Source organism: Streptomyces panacea, assembly GCF_040560175.1.
In the GTDB taxonomy this organism is placed as follows: Bacteria; Actinomycetota; Actinomycetes; order Streptomycetales; family Streptomycetaceae; genus Streptomyces; species Streptomyces panacea.
On the sequence record NZ_JARJHW010000067.1, the window covers coordinates 17,412 to 34,849 of the forward strand.

At 70.4% G+C, this 17,438-nt stretch carries 11 protein-coding genes; all 11 read left to right on the forward strand.

What is annotated here, in order from left to right; all coding sequences use genetic code 11:
• Window positions 1-80 precede the first annotated feature (80 nt).
• Complete coding sequence (locus P3L51_RS17850; protein WP_354606237.1) at window positions 81-1,112, forward strand: substrate-binding domain-containing protein; 1,032 nt, start codon at window positions 81-83, stop codon at window positions 1,110-1,112.
• A 79-nt stretch (window positions 1,113-1,191) separates the two neighbouring features.
• The gene (locus tag P3L51_RS17855; RefSeq protein ID WP_354606238.1) at window positions 1,192-2,418 is read left to right on the forward strand and encodes a Gfo/Idh/MocA family protein; all 1,227 of its coding nucleotides are present in this window, start codon (window positions 1,192-1,194) and stop codon (window positions 2,416-2,418) included.
• A 10-nt stretch (window positions 2,419-2,428) separates the two neighbouring features.
• A complete protein-coding gene (locus P3L51_RS17860; RefSeq protein WP_354606239.1) occupies window positions 2,429-3,433 on the forward strand; it encodes a sugar phosphate isomerase/epimerase family protein in 1,005 nt (334 codons plus the stop codon).
• A 332-nt stretch (window positions 3,434-3,765) separates the two neighbouring features.
• A complete protein-coding gene (locus P3L51_RS17865; RefSeq protein ID WP_354606240.1) occupies window positions 3,766-7,482 on the forward strand; it encodes a ThuA domain-containing protein in 3,717 nt (1,238 codons plus the stop codon).
• A 274-nt stretch (window positions 7,483-7,756) separates the two neighbouring features.
• The gene (locus tag P3L51_RS17870; protein WP_354606241.1) at window positions 7,757-11,434 is read left to right on the forward strand and encodes a ThuA domain-containing protein; all 3,678 of its coding nucleotides are present in this window, start codon (window positions 7,757-7,759) and stop codon (window positions 11,432-11,434) included.
• Window positions 11,435-11,562: 128 nt separating this feature from the next.
• A complete protein-coding gene (locus tag P3L51_RS17875; RefSeq protein ID WP_354606242.1) occupies window positions 11,563-12,690 on the forward strand; it encodes an inositol-3-phosphate synthase in 1,128 nt (375 codons plus the stop codon).
• Window positions 12,687-14,237, forward strand: a complete 1,551-nt coding sequence (locus P3L51_RS17880) for a UbiA family prenyltransferase (protein ID WP_354606243.1) — start codon at window positions 12,687-12,689, stop codon at window positions 14,235-14,237. Before P3L51_RS17875 ends, P3L51_RS17880 begins: the two co-directional genes overlap by 4 nt.
• Window positions 14,234-15,079 (forward strand): sugar phosphate isomerase/epimerase family protein, encoded by an 846-nt coding sequence (locus P3L51_RS17885; protein WP_354606244.1) that lies wholly within the window; start codon window positions 14,234-14,236, stop codon window positions 15,077-15,079. Before P3L51_RS17880 ends, P3L51_RS17885 begins: the two co-directional genes overlap by 4 nt.
• Window positions 15,076-15,696, forward strand: coding sequence for an EboA domain-containing protein (locus P3L51_RS17890; RefSeq protein WP_354606245.1), 621 nt, complete (start codon window positions 15,076-15,078; stop codon window positions 15,694-15,696). Before P3L51_RS17885 ends, P3L51_RS17890 begins: the two co-directional genes overlap by 4 nt.
• The gene (locus P3L51_RS17895; RefSeq protein ID WP_354606246.1) at window positions 15,696-16,544 is read left to right on the forward strand and encodes a TatD family hydrolase; all 849 of its coding nucleotides are present in this window, start codon (window positions 15,696-15,698) and stop codon (window positions 16,542-16,544) included. Before P3L51_RS17890 ends, P3L51_RS17895 begins: the two co-directional genes overlap by 1 nt.
• A gap of 3 nt (window positions 16,545-16,547) precedes the next feature.
• Window positions 16,548-17,438, forward strand: an 891-nt coding sequence (gene eboE / locus P3L51_RS17900) for a metabolite traffic protein EboE (RefSeq protein WP_354606247.1), incomplete at its 3' end; no start/stop codon positions are given.

Sequence of the window (17,438 nt, forward strand, 5' to 3'; positions counted from 1 at the left end):
GGGCCCGACCTCGTACCGCTTCCCGAAGCACCGCTTCCGACGCACCGCTCACATTGCTCTCCTGAAGGGGACGAACCGTCATGCCAGAAACGAGCCGTAGAGGCCTGCTGTTCGGCACCGCCGCCATTTCCGCGGGTGCCCTCCTGACCGCCTGTACCAGCAACGAGAAGGACGAGCCCGCCGCGAAGACCGAGCCGGCGGCCGACGACAAGCCCGGCAAGCCGGTCACGATCGGCTTCGCCGGTCCCCAGGCCGACCACGGCTGGCTCAACGCGATCAACGACAACGCCCGTGCCCAGGCGAAGAAGTACTCGGACGTCACCCTCGACATCACCGAGGGCTCGAACGACACCGCGGCCCAGATCGGCCAGATCGACGCCCTGATCAACAAGAAGGTCGACGTCCTGGTGATCCTGCCGGCCGACGGCAAGGCCCTCACCCAGGCCGGTCTCAAGGCGATGCGCGCGGGCATCCCCGTCATCAACCTGGACCGGATCTTCGCCGACCCGCAGGCCTTCCGCTGCTACGTCGGCGGTGACAACTACGGCATGGGCGTCAACGCGGGCAACTACATCGGCGAGAAGCTGAAGGACAAGGCCAACGCCACCGTCATCGAACTGTCGGGCCCCGACAGCCTGGAGCTGACCAAGCAGCGCACCCAGGGCTTCGACGACGCGCTCAAGAACTACCCGAACATCAAGAAGGTCGCCCGCCAGGCGGCCGACTTCACCGTCGAGTCCGGCCAGGCCAAGATGGCCCAGCTGCTCCAGGCGCAGTCCAAGTTCGACGCCCTGTGGAACCACGACGACGACCAGGGCGTCGGCGCGCTGCGCGCCATCGACCAGGCCGGCCGTGACGGCTTCCTGATGGTCGGCGGCGCCGGTGCCAAGGCGGCGATGGACGCCATCAAGGCCGACAACAGCGTCCTGAAGGCGACCGTGCTGTACCCGCCGATCATGGCCTCGTCGGCGATCGACCTCGCCCGTGCGCTGGGCCAGAGCAAGGGCGTCAGCGGCCTGGCCGGTCTGGAGATCCCGGCCCAGGTGACCCTGTTCTCGGCGGTCGTCGACAAGACCAACATCGACGAGTACCTGCCCCAGGGATTCAGCTGACCGGCTCCGCCAGTCAGGGCCCGATCCACACGACAGGGCCCGAGCCCCCACACGCGCGAGAGACGAGGAGTACTCCCTTATGACCAGCAGGGAAGCGTCGGAGAAGGAAGCCGGCGCACCGCCGCCACTCGGTATCGGCATGATCGGATACTCGTTCATGGGTGCCGCCCACTCCCAGGGCTGGCGCACGGCGGGACATGTCTTCGATCTGCCGATGCGGCCGCACATGGCCGCCATCTGCGGGCGGGACGAGACGGCCGTCGCCAAGGCGGCCGACAAACTCGGCTGGGCCGCCGCGGAGACGGACTGGCGGGAGCTCATCGCGCGTGACGACGTGCAGGTGGTCGACATCTGCACGCCGGGGGACAGCCACGCGGAGATCGCCATCGCCGCGCTGGAGGCGGGCAAGCACGTCCTGTGCGAGAAGCCGCTGGCCAACTCGGTCGCCGAGGCCGAGGCCATGGTCAGGGCCGCCGAGGCGGCCAGGTCCCGCGGCCAGTTGGCCATGGTGGGCTTCAACTACCGGCGGGTGCCCGCCATCGCGTACGCCCGCAAGCTGATCGAGGAGGGGAGGCTCGGCGCGCTGCGGCACGTCCGGGTCACCTACCTCCAGGACTGGCTGGTCGACGCCGAGTTCCCCCTCACCTGGCGGCTCAAGCGTGAGCACGCGGGGTCGGGGGCGCTCGGCGACCTGGGCGCGCACATCGTGGACCTCGCCCAGTTCCTGGCGGGGGAGCCGCTGGTGGGGGTCTCGGCGATGACCGAGACGTTCGTACGGGAACGGCCGCTGCTCTCAGGGGCGTCGGCCGGTCTCTCCGCGAGCGGCGGCGCCGAGACGGGCCCGGTCACCGTGGACGACGCCGCGCTGTTCACGGGACGCCTCGCCTCGGGGGCGCTGGCGTCCTTCGAGGCGACCCGGATGGCGGCGGGACGCAAGAACGCGCTGCGACTGGAGATCAACGGCGAGCGCGGTTCGCTCGCCTTCGACCTGGAGCGGCTCAACGAGCTGTCGTTCCACGACCAGTCGGAGCCCGCGGTCACCGCCGGTTTCCGGCGGATCCTGGTCACCGAGTCCGAGCACCCGTATCTGGACGCCTGGTGGCCGCCGGGCCACGGGCTCGGCTACGAGCACACGTTCGTGCACCAGGCCAAGGATCTGATCGAGGCGATCGCCGCCGGAACCGATCCCGCGCCCTCCTTCGCCGACGGTCTCCAGGTGCAGCGGGTCCTCGCCGCCGTGGAGGACAGCGCGGAGAAGAACGCCATCTACACCCCTGTGCCGGTCCCGTCCCCCATCGAGTCCTAGGAAGGTCCGTATGCCACGCCCGTTCACGCTGTTCACCGGCCAGTGGGCCGATCTGCCCCTGGAAGAGGTCTGCCGACTCGCCCGTGACTTCGGTTACGACGGTCTGGAACTGGCCTGCTGGGGCGACCACTTCGAGGTCGACAAGGCGCTCTCCGACCCGGGCTATCTGGAGAGCCGCCACCAGCTGCTCGACAAGTACGGCCTCAAGTGCTGGGCGATCTCCAACCACCTGGTCAGCCAGGCGGTCTGCGACAGCATCATCGACGAGCGCCACAAGAACATCCTGCCGGCCCGCATCTGGGGCGACGGGGAGGCCGAGGGCGTACGTCAGCGGGCCGCCGCCGAGATCAAGGACACCGCGCGCGCCGCGGCGGCCTTCGGTGTCAACACGGTCATCGGCTTCACCGGTTCGTCCATCTGGCATCTGCTGGCGATGTTCCCGCCGGTGCCGCCCGGCATGATCGAGCGCGGTTACGAGGACTTCGCGGAGCGGTGGAACCCGATCCTCGACGTCTTCGACACCGAGGGAGTGCGCTACGCCCACGAGGTCCACCCGGGCGAGATCGCGTACGACTACTGGACGACGAAGCAGGCGCTCGAAGCGGTCGACCACCGGCCCGCGTTCGGGCTGAACTTCGACCCGAGCCACTTCGTCTGGCAGGACCTGGACCCGACCGGATTCCTCTACGACTTCCGGGACCGGATCTACCACGTCGACTGCAAGGAGGCGCGCAAGCGTCTCGACGGCCGCAACGGCAGGCTCGGTTCGCACCTGCCGTGGGGCGACCCGCGGCGCGGCTGGGACTTCGTCTCGGCCGGGCACGGCGACGTGCCGTGGGAGGACGTCTTCCGCATGCTGGGGGCGATCAACTACGAGGGCCCGATCTCGGTGGAGTGGGAGGACGCCGGTATGGACCGGCTCTCCGGCGCACCCGAGGCGCTCGCCGATCTGAAGCGTTTCGACTTCGACCGGCCGACCGCCTCCTTCGACGCGGCCTTCGGCGGCGGCGAGTAGAAAAGGTCAACACGAGCCCGGCGGTGGAAAGTTCACCGCCGGGCCGTCCGGCATGCCCGGATGACCTTTGTCCTGAAGCGGGAAAAAGTTGAACTTCATCGCTGCGCAAGGGCTTTCCGTCTCGGACGAACAGAGTTACGGTCACTGAGATGTACAGGACATGTTGATCACCGGAGCGACGGCGCGCCCCGGCGAGACAGCGGACCGAGTGCAACAGATGCGGGACCACGGGTGCTTGGACGAGCACTCCCCCCATCCCCCCACCCGAGGCGAGCGCAGTGCTCCTTTTCTCCTCGGACCCGCACGTACCGCAGCTTTACCGGAGGACTCTCGTGCACAGTCAACGACGTCCCAGAGGCCGATCCCTTCTCGCACTGCTGACCGGCGCCCTGCTCGCGGGGTCGACCCTCAGCGCCGTGCCTGCCAACGCCGCCGACCCCGGAAGACAGGCCGCCGCCCCCACGTTTCAGCAGGTGACCCTGGCCAAGGGCGCCGACGAAGCGGGCGAGCCCATGACCCTGGCGGTGCTGCCCGACCGTCAGGTCCTGCACACCTCGCGCGACGGCACACTGCGTATCACCGACGAGGGCGGCGCCACCAAGGTGTCCGGCACCCTCGATGTCTACAGCCACGACGAGGAAGGACTGCAAGGAGTCGGCGTGGACCCCGGCTTCGCACAGAACCGGGCGATCTACCTCTACTACGCGCCCACACTCGACACCCCCGCCGGCGACGCGCCGGAGACGGGCACCGCCGCCGACTTCGCCGCCTTCGACGGGGTCAACCGGCTCTCGCGCTTCACGCTGAACGAGGACGGCACCCTCGACAAGGCGAGCGAGAAGAAGGTCCTCGACGTCCCCGCCTCCCGTGGCACCTGCTGCCATGTCGGCGGTGACATCGCCTTCGACGCGGACGGCAACCTCTATCTGTCGACGGGTGACGACACCAACCCGTTCGCCTCCGACGGCTACACGCCGATCGACGACCGGCCCGACCGCAACCCGGCGTTCGACGCCCGGCGTTCCTCGGGCAACACCAACGACCTGCGCGGCAAGGTGCTGCGTATCAAGGTCGCCGACGACGGTTCGTACACCGTCCCCGAGGGCAATCTCTTCGCCCCCGGCACGGAGAAGACGAAGCCCGAGATCTACGCGATGGGCTTCCGCAACCCGTTCCGGATCTCCGTCGACAAGGAGACGGGCGTCGTCTACGTCGGTGACTACGGTCCCGACGCGGGCGCGGCCGACCCGGACCGCGGCCCGGCCGGACAGGTCGAGTTCGCACGTGTCACCGAGGCGGGCAACTTCGGCTGGCCGTACTGCACCGGCGACAACGAGCCCTTCAAGGACTACGACTTCGCCACCGGCGAATCCGGTGCGGCCTTCGACTGCGCGGCGCCGAAGAACGACTCGCCGCACAACACCGGTCTCACCGAACTGCCGCCGTCCCAGGCCGCCTGGATCCCGTACGACGGGAACAGCGTCCCGGAGTTCGGCGACGGCTCCGAGTCCCCGATGGGCGGTCCCGTCTACAACTTCGACGCGGACCTCGACTCGCCGGTCAAGTTCCCCGAGGAGTACGACGGGAACTTCTTCGCGGGCGAGTTCGGCCGCAAGTGGATCAAGCGCATCGACCAGGGCGCCGACGGCACGGTCGACTCGATCAACGACTTCCCCTGGTCCGGTACCCAGGTCATGGACCAGGAGTTCGGCCCCGACGGCGCGCTCTACGTCCTGGACTACGGCACCGGCTACTTCGGCGGCGACGAGAACTCGGCGCTCTACCGCATCGAGAACGCCACCGGGGGATACTCGCCGGTCGCCGTCGCCAAGGCGGACCGGACGTCCGGCACCGGACCGCTGGAGGTGGCCTTCTCCTCGGAGGGCACCGAGGACGCGGACGGTGACGAGCTGACGTACGCCTGGGAGTTCGGCGACGGCGGAACCTCCACCGAGGCGAACCCGACCCACACCTTCGAGGAGAACGGCACCTACTCGGCGACCGTCACCGCGAAGGACCCCGGAGGACTCACCGGCACCGCGTCGGTGCAGGTGGTCGTCGGCAACACCGCGCCGGTCGTGAAGCTCGAACTGCCCGCACCGGGCACGCTCTTCAAATTCGGCGACGAACTGCCGTTCAAGGTCACCGTGACCGATCCGGAGGACGGGGAGGACATCGACTGCTCCAAGGTCACCGTCCGCTACATCCTCGGCCATGACAGCCACGGCCACCCGATCACCTCGAAGACCGGCTGCGAGGGCACCATCACGGCGCCCGCCGACGCCGAACACGATCCCAACGCCAATATCTTCGGAGTGATCGACGCCGAGTACACCGACGGCGGGGGCGGCGGCCAGGCCGCGCTCACCGGTCACGGCCAGTCCGAGATCCAGCCGAGGCACCGTCAGGCGGAGCACGCCAACGACTCGTCCGGCACCACCGTGACCGACCGCGAGGGCGCCAACGGCGGCAGGACCGTCGGCGGCATCTCGAACGGCGACTGGATCTCCTTCGAGCCGTACTACCTGGCGGGCGCGTCCAAGCTCACCGCCCGGGTCTCCTCCGGCGGCGCCGGCGGCACCCTGGAGGTGCGGGCGGGCGCGGCCGACGGCAAGGTGCTCGGCTCCGCCGAGGTGCCCGACACCGGCGGCTGGACGACGTTCGAGGACGTCGAGGTGGCACTGACCGGCGCACCGGCGGAGACGACCGATCTCGTCCTGACGTTCAAGGGCGGCGAGGGCGACCTCTTCGAGGTGGACGACTTCGAGATCGCCGGGGAGTCACCCGTCGAGGCGGGCGAGCGTGTCCTGGTCTTCTCCAAGACCGCGGGCTTCCGGCACGACTCCATCGAGGCCGGTACAGCGGCCCTGAAGGAGCTGGGGGAGTCCACCGGCATCACGGTCGAGTCCACGGAGGACGCGGGCGCGTTCACGGCGCCGAACCTCGCGAACTACGACGCGGTGGCGTTCCTCTCCACCACCGGTGACGTGCTGAACGCCGAGCAGCAGACGGCGTTCGAGGAGTACGTCGCCGGGGGAGGCGGCTACCTGGGCATCCATGCCGCAGCCGACACCGAGTACGAGTGGGAGTTCTACGGCGGCCTGGTGGGGGCCTACTTCGACTCCCACCCGGCCATCCAGCCCGCCACCGTGAAGGTCGAGGACCACGAGCACCCGGCCACGGCCCATCTTCAGGACACCTGGGACCGTACGGACGAGTGGTACAACTACCGCACCAACCCCCGTGAACAGGCCCGCGTACTCGCCTCCCTGGACGAGTCGAGCTACGAGGGCGGCACCATGGGCGGCGATCACCCGATCGCCTGGTGCCAGACGTACGAGGGCGGCCGGTCCTTCTACACCGGGGGCGGCCACACCAAGGAGTCGTACGCCGAACCGGCCTTCCGCGACCATCTGCTCGGCGGACTGAGGTACGCCACCGGGCACGTCGAGGCCGACTGCACCCCGGCCGGCGGCCCGGACCCCGACCCGGACCCCGACCCCGGATACACGCCGATCTTCGACGGCAGGACGCTGGACGGCTGGAAACAGGCCGGGCCGGGCAAGTTCGCGGTCGTCGACGGTGAGCTGCGCTCCGAGGGCGGCATGGGCCTGCTCTGGTACGAGGCCAAGGAACTCTCCTCGTACTCGCTCAAGCTCGACTGGAAGATGGAAGGCGACGACAACTCCGGTGTCTTCGTGGGCTTCCCGGCCTCCGACGACGTCAACTCGGCCGTGGACAACGGCTACGAGGTCCAGATCGACGCCACCGACGCCGACGACCGCACCACGGGATCGGTGTACGGATTCCAGGCCGCCGACATCGAGGCCAGGGACAAGGCGCTCAAGCCGCCGGGCGAGTGGAACAGCTACGAGCTCAAGGTCGAGGGAGAGCGGCTCCAGGTCTTCCTCAACGGGGTCGTGATCAACGACTTCACCAACACCGACCCGGCCCGGGGTCTGAAGGACGGGCACATCGGCCTCCAGAACCACGGCGCCGACGACCAGGTCTCCTTCTCGAACATCCAGCTCAAGGAGGGCCCTACGTAGTCGGCACGGTGCGGTGACAGGGACGTGCCCGGCGGTGGTCAGAAACCACCGCCGGGCCGTCCGGTCTGCCATTTCTGCCTTTGTCCTCAACTGGGAAAAAGTTGAACCCAATTGCTGCGCAAGGTCTTTCCGGCAGGGACCAACCGGGCTAACGTCCAGCGAGATGTAGGGGCCACGTTGCTCGCACAGGACGTATCCCCACCCCGTCGGGAGCGGCGCTTCGGCGTCCCCCGACACCCGCACGTACGAACAGCCCCACCCCTGGAGGACTTTCGTGCCCAGAAGACGCCATAGATCCAGATCCCTCCTCGCGCTCGTGGCCGGCGCCCTCATCGCCGGCACCATCTCCGCCGTCCCCGCCGCCGCGCACCCGGACGATCCGCACCCGACGGACGACATGTTCCAGCAGGTCGCCCTCGCCAAGGGCGCCGACGAGGTGGGCGAGCCCATGTCGCTCGCCGTCCTGCCCGACCGCCAGGTCCTGCACACCTCGCGCGACGGAACGCTCCGCATCACCGACGCCGCAGGCGACACCAAGGTCGCGGGCAAGCTCGACGTGTACACCCACGACGAGGAAGGCCTCCAAGGCGTCGGGATCGACCCCGACTTCGCCGAGAACCGGGCGATCTACCTCTACTACTCCCCGGTGCTCGACACCCCCGCCGGAGACGCGCCCGAGACGGGCACGGCTGCCGACTTCGCCCCCTTCGACGGGTACAACCGGCTCTCGCGCTTCACGCTGAAGGAGGACGGCACCCTCGACAAGGCCAGCGAGAAGAAGGTCCTCGACATCGAGACCAACCGCGGCCTGTGCTGCCATGTCGGCGGCGACATCGCCTTCGACGCGGACGGCAACCTCTACCTGTCGACGGGTGACGACACCAACCCCTTCGCCTCCGACGGCTACACGCCGATCGACGAACGCCCCAACCGCAACCCGGCCTTCGACGCCCGGCGCACCTCCGGCAACACCAACGACCTGCGGGGCAAGGTCCTGCGGATCAAGGTCGCCGAGGACGGCTCGTACACCGTTCCCGAGGGCAATCTCTTCGCCCCCGGCACGGCCAAGACGCGCCCCGAGATCTACGGGATGGGTTTCCGTAACCCCTTCCGGATCAACGTCGACCAGAAGACCGGCATCGTCTACGTCGGTGAGTACGGCCCCGACGCGGGCGCGGCGTCCGAGACCCGCGGCCCGTCCGGCCAGGTCGAGTTCGCCCGTATGACGGAGGCCGGCAACTTCGGCTGGCCGTACTGCACCGGCGACAACGACGCCTACCGCGACTACGACTTCGCGACCGGCACCTCCGGCCCGGCCTTCGACTGCGCGGCGCCGAAGAACGAGTCGCGGCACAACACCGGTCTCACCGACCTGCCGCCGTCCCAGGCCGCCTGGATCCCGTACGACGGGAACAGCGTCCCGGAGTTCGGCGACGGCTCCGAGTCCCCGATGGGCGGCCCGGTCTACAACTTCGACCCGGACCTGGAGTCCGCGGCGAAGTTCCCCGAGGAGTACGACGGCGACTTCTTCGCCGGCGAGTTCGGGCGTGAGTGGATCAAGCGCATCGAGAAGGAAGCGGACGGCACCGTCACCGCGATCCACGACTTCCCGTGGACCGGCACCCAGGTGATGGACATGGAGTTCGGCCCCGACGGCGCGCTCTACGTGCTCGACTACGGCCGCGCCTGGTTCGGCGGCGACGAGAACTCGGCCGTCTACCGGATCGAGAACATAGCCAACGGCCGGGCCCCGGTGGTCAAGGCCACCTCCAGCAAGACGTCCGGCAAGGCGCCGCTGCGGGCGAACTTCTCCTCCGCCGGCACCGCGGACCCCGACGGTGACGAGATCACCTACGCCTGGGACTTCGGCGACGGTGGCAAGTCCACCGAGCCCAACCCGAGCTACGTGTACAAGAAGAACGGCACCTACACCGCGACGCTGACCGCCACGGACCCCGACGGGAACACCGGTAACTCCTCCGTCCGGGTCGTGGTCGGCAACACCGCGCCCAAGGTGACGCTCACCGTGCCCGCCGACGGAGCCCTCTTCAAGTTCGGTGACAAGCTGCCCTTCAAGGTCACCGTCACCGACCCCGAAGACGGTCCGATCGACTGCGCCAAGGTCACCGTCAACTACATCCTCGGCCACGACAGCCACGGCCACCCGATCACCTCGGCCAAGGGCTGCGAAGGCACCATCACCGCCCCGGCGGACGGCGAGCACGACCCCAACGCCGACATCTTCGGTGTCCTGGACGCCGAATACACCGACGGCGGAGGCGGCGGCCAGGCCGCGCTCACCACGCACGACCAGGTGCAGCTCCAGCCCCGCCACCGGCAGGCCGAGCACTTCAACAACCAGTCGGGCATCAAGACGTACGACAAGGCCCCGGCCAACGGCGGCAAGACCGTCGGTGACATCAGCAACGACGACTGGATCTCCTTCAAGCCGTACAACCTAACCGGATCCAAGACCCTCACCGCCCGGATCTCCTCCGGCGGCTCGGGCGGATTCCTCGAAGTACGTACGGGCTCCGCCACCGGCAAGCTCCTCGGCTCCGCGCCGATACCGGTGACCGGTGGCTGGGAGACCTTCCAGGACATCGACGTGCCGCTGCGCTCGGTGCCCACGGCCACCACGGAGCTGTTCCTCGTCTTCAAGGGCGGTCAGGGCGACCTCTTCGACCTCGACGACTTCGAGATCAGCGACCAGGCCCCCGGCAAGACCGAGAAGCGGGTCCTCGTCTTCTCCAAGACCGCCGGATTCCGGCACGACGCGATCCCGGAGGGGATCGCGGCCCTGAAGGAACTGGGCAAGACCAGCAACATCACGATCGACTCCACCGAGACCGCGGCGCAGTTCACCACCAACAACCTCGCCCGGTACGACGCGGTGGTCTTCCTGTCCACCACCGGTGACGTCCTCAACCCCGAGCAGCAGAAGGCCTTCGAGTACTACATCTCCACCGGCGGCGCCTACATGGGCGTGCACGCCGCGTCGGACACCGAGTACGACTGGGCCTACTACGGCAAGCTCGTCGGCGCCTACTTCTCCGGTCACCCGCAGATCCAGCAGGCCACCGTGCGGGTCGAGGACAAGGCCCACCCGGCGACCGGTCACCTGGACGACGAGTGGCAGCGCACGGACGAGTGGTACAACTACCGTGACAACCCCCGCTCGAACGTGAAGGTCCTCGCCACCCTCGACGAGACGACCTACCAGGGCGGCACCATGAAGGGCGATCACCCGATCGCCTGGTGCCAGACGTACGAGGGCGGCCGGTCCTTCTACACCGGCGGCGGCCACACCAAGGCGTCGTACGCCGAACCGGCCTTCCGTGAGCACCTGCTGGGCGGTCTGCGCTACGCGGCCGGCCAGGTGAAGGCCAACTGCAAGCCCGACACCGGCTACCGGGACATCTTCAACGGCAAGACCCTGGAAGGCTGGAAGCAGGCCGGACCGGGCAAGTTCAACATCGGTGGCGGCGAGCTGCACACCGAGGGCGGCATGGGCATGCTCTGGTACCAGCCCAAGTCGCTCGGCGCGTACTCGCTGAAGATGGACTGGAAGATGGACGGGGACGACAACTCCGGTGTCTTCATCGGCTTCCCGGCCTCCGACGATCCCTGGTCGGCCGTCAACAACGGCTACGAGATCCAGATCGACGCCACCGACGCGGTGGACCGCACCACGGGCGCGATCTACGGCTTCAAGTCGGCCAACATCAAGGCCAGGGACCAGGTTCTGCGGCCTCCGGGCCAGTGGAACAGCTACGAGATCAAGGTCCAGGGTGAGCGGGTCCAGGTCATCCTCAACGGAGTCAAGATCAACGACTTCACCAACACGGACCCGGCGCGCAGCCTGAAGGACGGTTACTTCGGCCTCCAGAACCATGGCGCCGACGATCAGGTCGCGTTCCGCAACATCCAACTGAAGGAACTGGCCTCCTAGCACCTCGGAGGACCACCCGGCCTCCTGGTACCCACCAGGAGGCCGGCCGCCAGCCGGCGGCGGGCGGGGAGGCGCCGTACCCCCCGCCCGCCGTCCACCAACACACCCACCCGGCAGGGAGGCAGCCCGTGACCACCAACGATTCGACTGCAGGACGTACCGGAGTCTGGTTCGTCGGAGCACGCGGCTCCGTCGCGACGACGGCCGTAGCGGGATGCGCGGCGGTCGTCGCCGGGCTCCACCCCGCGACCGGCATGGTCGCGGAGACGCCGCCCTTCGCGGAGTCGGGCCTCCCGGCCCTGTCCACACTGGTCTTCGGCGGCCACGACACGGCGAGCTGCCCCCTGCCCAAGCGGGCCGAGGCGCTCACCGCGGCGGGAGTCCTGCCGCACGGACTGCCCAACACGATCGCCGCGGAACTCGAAGCGGCCGACGCGGAGATCCGCCTCGGCGGGCCGATGCCCGGCGACACCCGCGACGACGACGAGCTGATCGCCGCGTTCGCCGACGACATCATGGCGTTCGTCCGGCGCACCGGCGTCGCGCGCGCCGTCGTCGTCAACCTCTCCTCCACCGAGCCCGAGCCCGCCGCGGACGATCCGCGCCTGCCCGCCAGCTCCCTCTACGCGGCGGCCGCGCTCAAGGCCGGCTGCCCGTACGTGAACTTCACCCCGTCGACCGGGCTGCGCAGCGCGGCCCTCGCGGACGCCGTCTCGACCAGCGGACTTCCCCACGCGGGCCGCGACGGCAAGACAGGCCAGACGCTGCTCCGTTCCGTGCTCGCCCCGATGTTCGTCCAGCGCGCCCTCGACGTCAGGGCCTGGTCGGGCACCAACCTGCTGGGCGGCGGGGACGGAGCGGCGCTGGCCGACCCGGCGGCCGCGGCCGCCAAGAACGCGGGCAAGGAGCGGGTCCTCGCCGACACGCTCGGGATCGCGCCCGAGGGCGAGGTGCACATCGACGACGTGCCCGCCCTCGGCGAGTGGAAGACCGCGTGGGACCACATCGCGTTCGACGGGTTCCTCGGCTCCCGCATGATCCTTCAAACCATCTGGCAGGGCTGCGACTCGGCGCTCGCCGCGCCGCTCGTCCTGGACCTGGCCCGACTGGTCTCCCGCGCCCACGAGGCCGGACTGACCGGGCCGCTGCCCGAGCTGGGCTTCTACTTCAAGGACCCGGACGGCGGGCCCGCCGCGCTGGCCGAGCAGTTCGACGCGCTCCTCGCCTTCGCCGAGCGCCTGAAGGAGAGCAAGTGACGCTCGGCCCTGTCCGGTGGATCTCCGTGGGCCCGGGACGCCTGGCACGGCGCCTCGCCGCGTTGTCGGAGTCGGAGTCGGGCAAGTACGTCCAGTACGAGCCCGATCCTCCGCCTCGCGACGCACCGCACCAGCCGCCCCGGGCTGATCCACGCGGATCCACCGGACAGGGCCTGCGCGCCTGGGCCGAACTCCTGCGGGTGTCCGCGCTGTTCACGGTCCCGGGCGACGCCCTGGCCGGTGCGGCGTCCGCCGGAGTCCGCCCCAACCGCGGCACCGCGCTCGCCGTCGGCGCGTCCCTGTGCCTGTACGAGGCGGGGATGGCGCTCAACGACTGGGCGGACCGCGACGAGGACGCCGTGGAGCGCCCGCACCGCCCGATCCCCTCGGGCCGCATCACCCCGAACGCGGCGCTCACGGCGGCCGGCGCCCTGACGGCCACCGGCCTCCTGCTCGCCTCCCGCGCCGGCCGCCCGGCCCTGGCCCTGAGCACGGCGCTCGCGGCCACCGTGTGGGCGTACGACATCCGTCTGAAGCACACGGCGGCGGGCCCGGCGGCGATGGGCGCGGCGCGCGCGCTGGACGTCCTGCTGGGGGCGACGGCGACGCACTCGGCGTCCCGCCGGGCCCCGGCGCCCCCGCCACCGCGCGCCTCGAAGGCCGGCCGGACCCTGGCGGCGGCCCGCCAGGCGATGGAGGCCACCACCCCGACGTCCCGCCGCACCACGCCGCCCGCGCGGCGGGGTGTACTGGCACGTCTGTCGGCCTGGGCGGGCGGCTCCACGGCCGGCCGGACTCCGCCGGCACCGGCCCCTCGGGGCCGTACGGCACCGGTCGAGACCGTGGCGAGCAGGCTCATCGGCACGGCGACCGAGGCCACCGCCTCGACAGCCCGGTACTCACCGCCCGCGGGCCGAGATGTGCTGTCCCGGCTGTCGGCCTGGGCCGACGGCTCGTCGCAGCCCGGCGACTTCACGACCCCCTCCGGCCGGACCTCGATCGTCGGACGGTCGGGCGGATCGGTCCTTCGGGGCCGTACGACGATCCGGGCGGGTGGCCCGATGGAGCCCCTGGCCTCCAGGAGCGCCGCACCCGCGGCCGGCTCCGGCCCGGCGCCCGGACTCCGGGCCGTGCCGAGCGGCGCCCTCGTGCCCGCCGCACTCCTCGGCGTACACACCCTCGCCGTCACCACCGTCTCCCGCCGGGAGGTGTACGGCGGGTCCGTCGGAGCCCCCCTGGCCGCGCTCGCCGTCACCGGGGCGCTCGGCGCACTGGTGGGCCTGGCTCGTACCGACGCCGGGCCCCCGGGGCTCGTCACCCCCGCGCTCGCCGCGGCGTTCGTCGTGACCGCTGGGACGCCCTTCCTGCACGCCGCGCTCAATCCGTCCCCACAGCTCACACAGCGCGCCGTCGGCGGGGGGATCCGGGCCATGATCCCCTTCCAGGCCGCCCTCGCGGCGCGCGGTGGGGCTCCGGGGATCGGGCTCGCCGTCATGGGGCTCGTCCCGCTGGCCAGGAAGCTCGCGAAAAAGGTGAGTGTGACATGACCATCCGCTACGGATACGGCACCAACGGGCTCACCGATCTGCGTCTGGACGACGCGCTCGGGCTGCTCGCCGACCTCGGGTACGACGGGGTCGGGCTGACCCTCGACCACATGCATCTCGACCCGCTCGCCCCCGAACTCGCCGCCCGCACGGCAAAAGTGGCCGCCCGGCTGACGGAACTCGGCCTCGGCGTCACCGTCGAGACCGGCGCCCGCTACGTGCTCGACCCGCGACGCAAGCACGGGCCCACCCTCCTGGACTCCGAGCCCGAGGGCCGCGCCGCCCGCACCGCGCTGCTCGTCACCGCCGTGCGGGTCGCCGCCGACCTCGGCGCGCACGCCGTGCACTGCTTCAGCGGCATCACACCCGCAGGCACCGACCCGGACACCGCCTGGAAGCGGCTGGAGGAGTCGATCACCCCGGTCGTCGACGCCGCCCGGACCGCCGGTATCCCCCTCGCCATCGAGCCCGAACCCGGCCATCTCCTCGCCGACATCGCCGGCTTCCACCACCTCAGAGGGCTCCTCGGCGACCCCGAGCCCCTCGGCCTCACCCTCGACATCGGCCACTGCCAGTGCCTGGAGGCGGCGTCGCCCGCCGACTGCGTCCGCGACGCGGGCCCCTGGCTGCGCCACGTACAGATCGAGGACATGCGGCGCGGCGTGCACGAGCATCTGCCGTTCGGCGAGGGCGAGATCGACTTCCCGCCCGTCCTGGCCGCGCTCGACGCCACCGGCTACCAGGGCCTGACCGTCGTGGAGTTGCCCCGCCACTCGCACGCCGGCCCCGAAATGGCCCGCACCTCCCTGGGCTTCCTGCGCTCGAAGGGAGCATCGGCATGAACCGCGAGGAGATCGACGGACACCTCGACGCGAAGGCGGTCGCCTGGCTGGACCAGGCACTCGCCGAAGCGGCGGAGTCGGCGGAGTCCGCGGGGTCCGCGGAGGGCGGGGAAACCGACAACGTTGCCGCCGCCAAGTGGGAGCTGCGCTTCGCCGCCGCCGGCCGCCACTGCGGCCAGGAGAACGCCGACGCCGTCCGCACCCTGCTCCTGCGGCGCGCCGCCCCCGACGTCGCCACCCTCACCCGCCTCTACCAGCAGGGCGCCGCCGCCGAGCGCCGCGCCGTACTCCTGGCCCTGCCGCACCGCGTCCCCGGGCCCGAGGCCCTGCCGCTCGTCGAGGACGCCCTGCGCACCAACGACACCAGGCTCGTCGAGGCGGCCGTCGGCCCGTACGCCGCCGACCATCTCGACCCGCACGCCTGGCGGCACGCCGTACTGAAGTGCCTCTTCACCGGCGTGCCCGTCGCCGCCGTCGCCGGCGCGGAACGCCGCGCCCACGGTGACGCCGAACTCGCCCGGATGCTCGCCGACTACGCGTCGGAGCGCACCGCGGCGGGCCGGTCGGTCCCCCCAGACCTGCACCGTGTACTGAACATGACCGGCGAGGAGTCCTGATGCGCATCTTCGACCCCCACATCCACATGACCTCCCGCACCACGGACGACTACCAGGCCATGTACGCCTCCGGAGTCCGCGCGCTCGTCGAGCCGTCGTTCTGGCTCGGCCAGCCCCGCACGTCGCCCGCCAGCTTCTACGACTACTTCGACGCGCTGCTCGGCTGGGAGCCGTTCCGCGCCGCGCAGTACGGCATCGCGCACCACTGCACGCTCGCCCTCAACCCCAAAGAGGCGAACGACCCGCGCTGTACGCCCGTCCTGGAGGAGCTGCCCCGCTACCTCGTCAAGGACGGCGTCGTCGCCGTCGGCGAGATCGGCTACGACTCCATGACGCCCGCCGAGGACTTCGCGCTCGCCACCCAGCTCCAGCTGGCCGCCGAGTACGCGCTGCCCGCGATGGTCCACACCCCGCACCGCGACAAGCTGACCGGTCTGCGCCGCACCATCGACGTCGTCGCCGAGTCGAATCTCGACCCCGAGCACGTCCTGCTCGACCACCTCAACGAGACGACCGTCAAGGACGCGGCGGAGTCGGGCAGTTGGCTGGGCTTCTCCATCTACCCCGACACCAAGATGGACGAGGACCGGATGGTCTCCGTGCTGCGCTCCCACGGCACCCACCGCGTCCTCGTCAACTCCGCCGCCGACTGGGGCAAGAGCGACCCGCTCAAGACCCGGAAGGTCGGCGACGCCATGCTCGCCGCCGGTTTCTCGGAGGACGACGTCGACAAGGTGCTCTGGCGCAACCCCGTGGAGTTCTACGGCCTCAGCGGCAGACTCCAGCTCGACGTGCCCGCGCCGGAAGCCCTCCACGAGGGGAACTCCATCCTTCGCGGCGGTGAGTGAGCCATGCGCTTCCGCCACCCCGACGGCTCCACCGTCCATCTCTCGTACTGCACCAACGTCCACCCCGCCGAGAACCTCGAAGGCGTCCTGGCCCAACTGCGCGACCACTGCGAGCCGGTACGCAAACGCCTCGGCCGCGACCGCCTGGGCATCGGCCTCTGGCTCGCCAGGGGAGCGGCCCGCTCACTCATCAACGACCCCGCCCAACTGCGCGGTCTGAAAAGCGAGTTGGACCGGCGCGGCCTGGAGGTCGTCACCCTCAACGGATTCCCGTACGAGGGCTTCGGCGCCGAAGAGGTCAAGTACCGCGTCTACAAGCCGGACTGGGCCGACCCCGAGCGCCTGGCCCACACCACCGACCTCGCCCGCCTCCTCGCCTCGCTGCTGCCCGACGATGTCACCGAGGGCTCCGTCTCGACACTGCCGCTCGCCTGGCGCACCGACTTCGACGACGACGCGGCCCGCACCGCCCACGCCGCCCTCACCACCCTCGCCGAACGGCTCGACGCGCTGGAGGAGTTGACCGGCAAGTCCATCCGGATCGCGCTGGAACCCGAGCCCGGCTGCACCGTCGAGACCACCGCCGACGCGATCGGACCGCTCACCGACGTCGCCAGCGCCCGTATCGGCATCTGCGTGGACACCTGCCATCTCGCCACCTCCTTCGAGGACCCGGTCACCGCGCTGGGGGCCCTCGCCGACGCCGGCGTCACCATCCCCAAGGCCCAGCTCTCCGCCGCGCTGCACGCGGAGCACCCCCATCTGCCCGAGGTACGCGAGGCGTTGGCCGCCTTCGCCGAGCCGCGCTTCCTGCACCAGACCCGTACCCGCACGGCGGCCGGCCTGCGCGGCACCGACGACCTCGAAGAGGCCCTGGCCGGTGAGGCGTTGCCC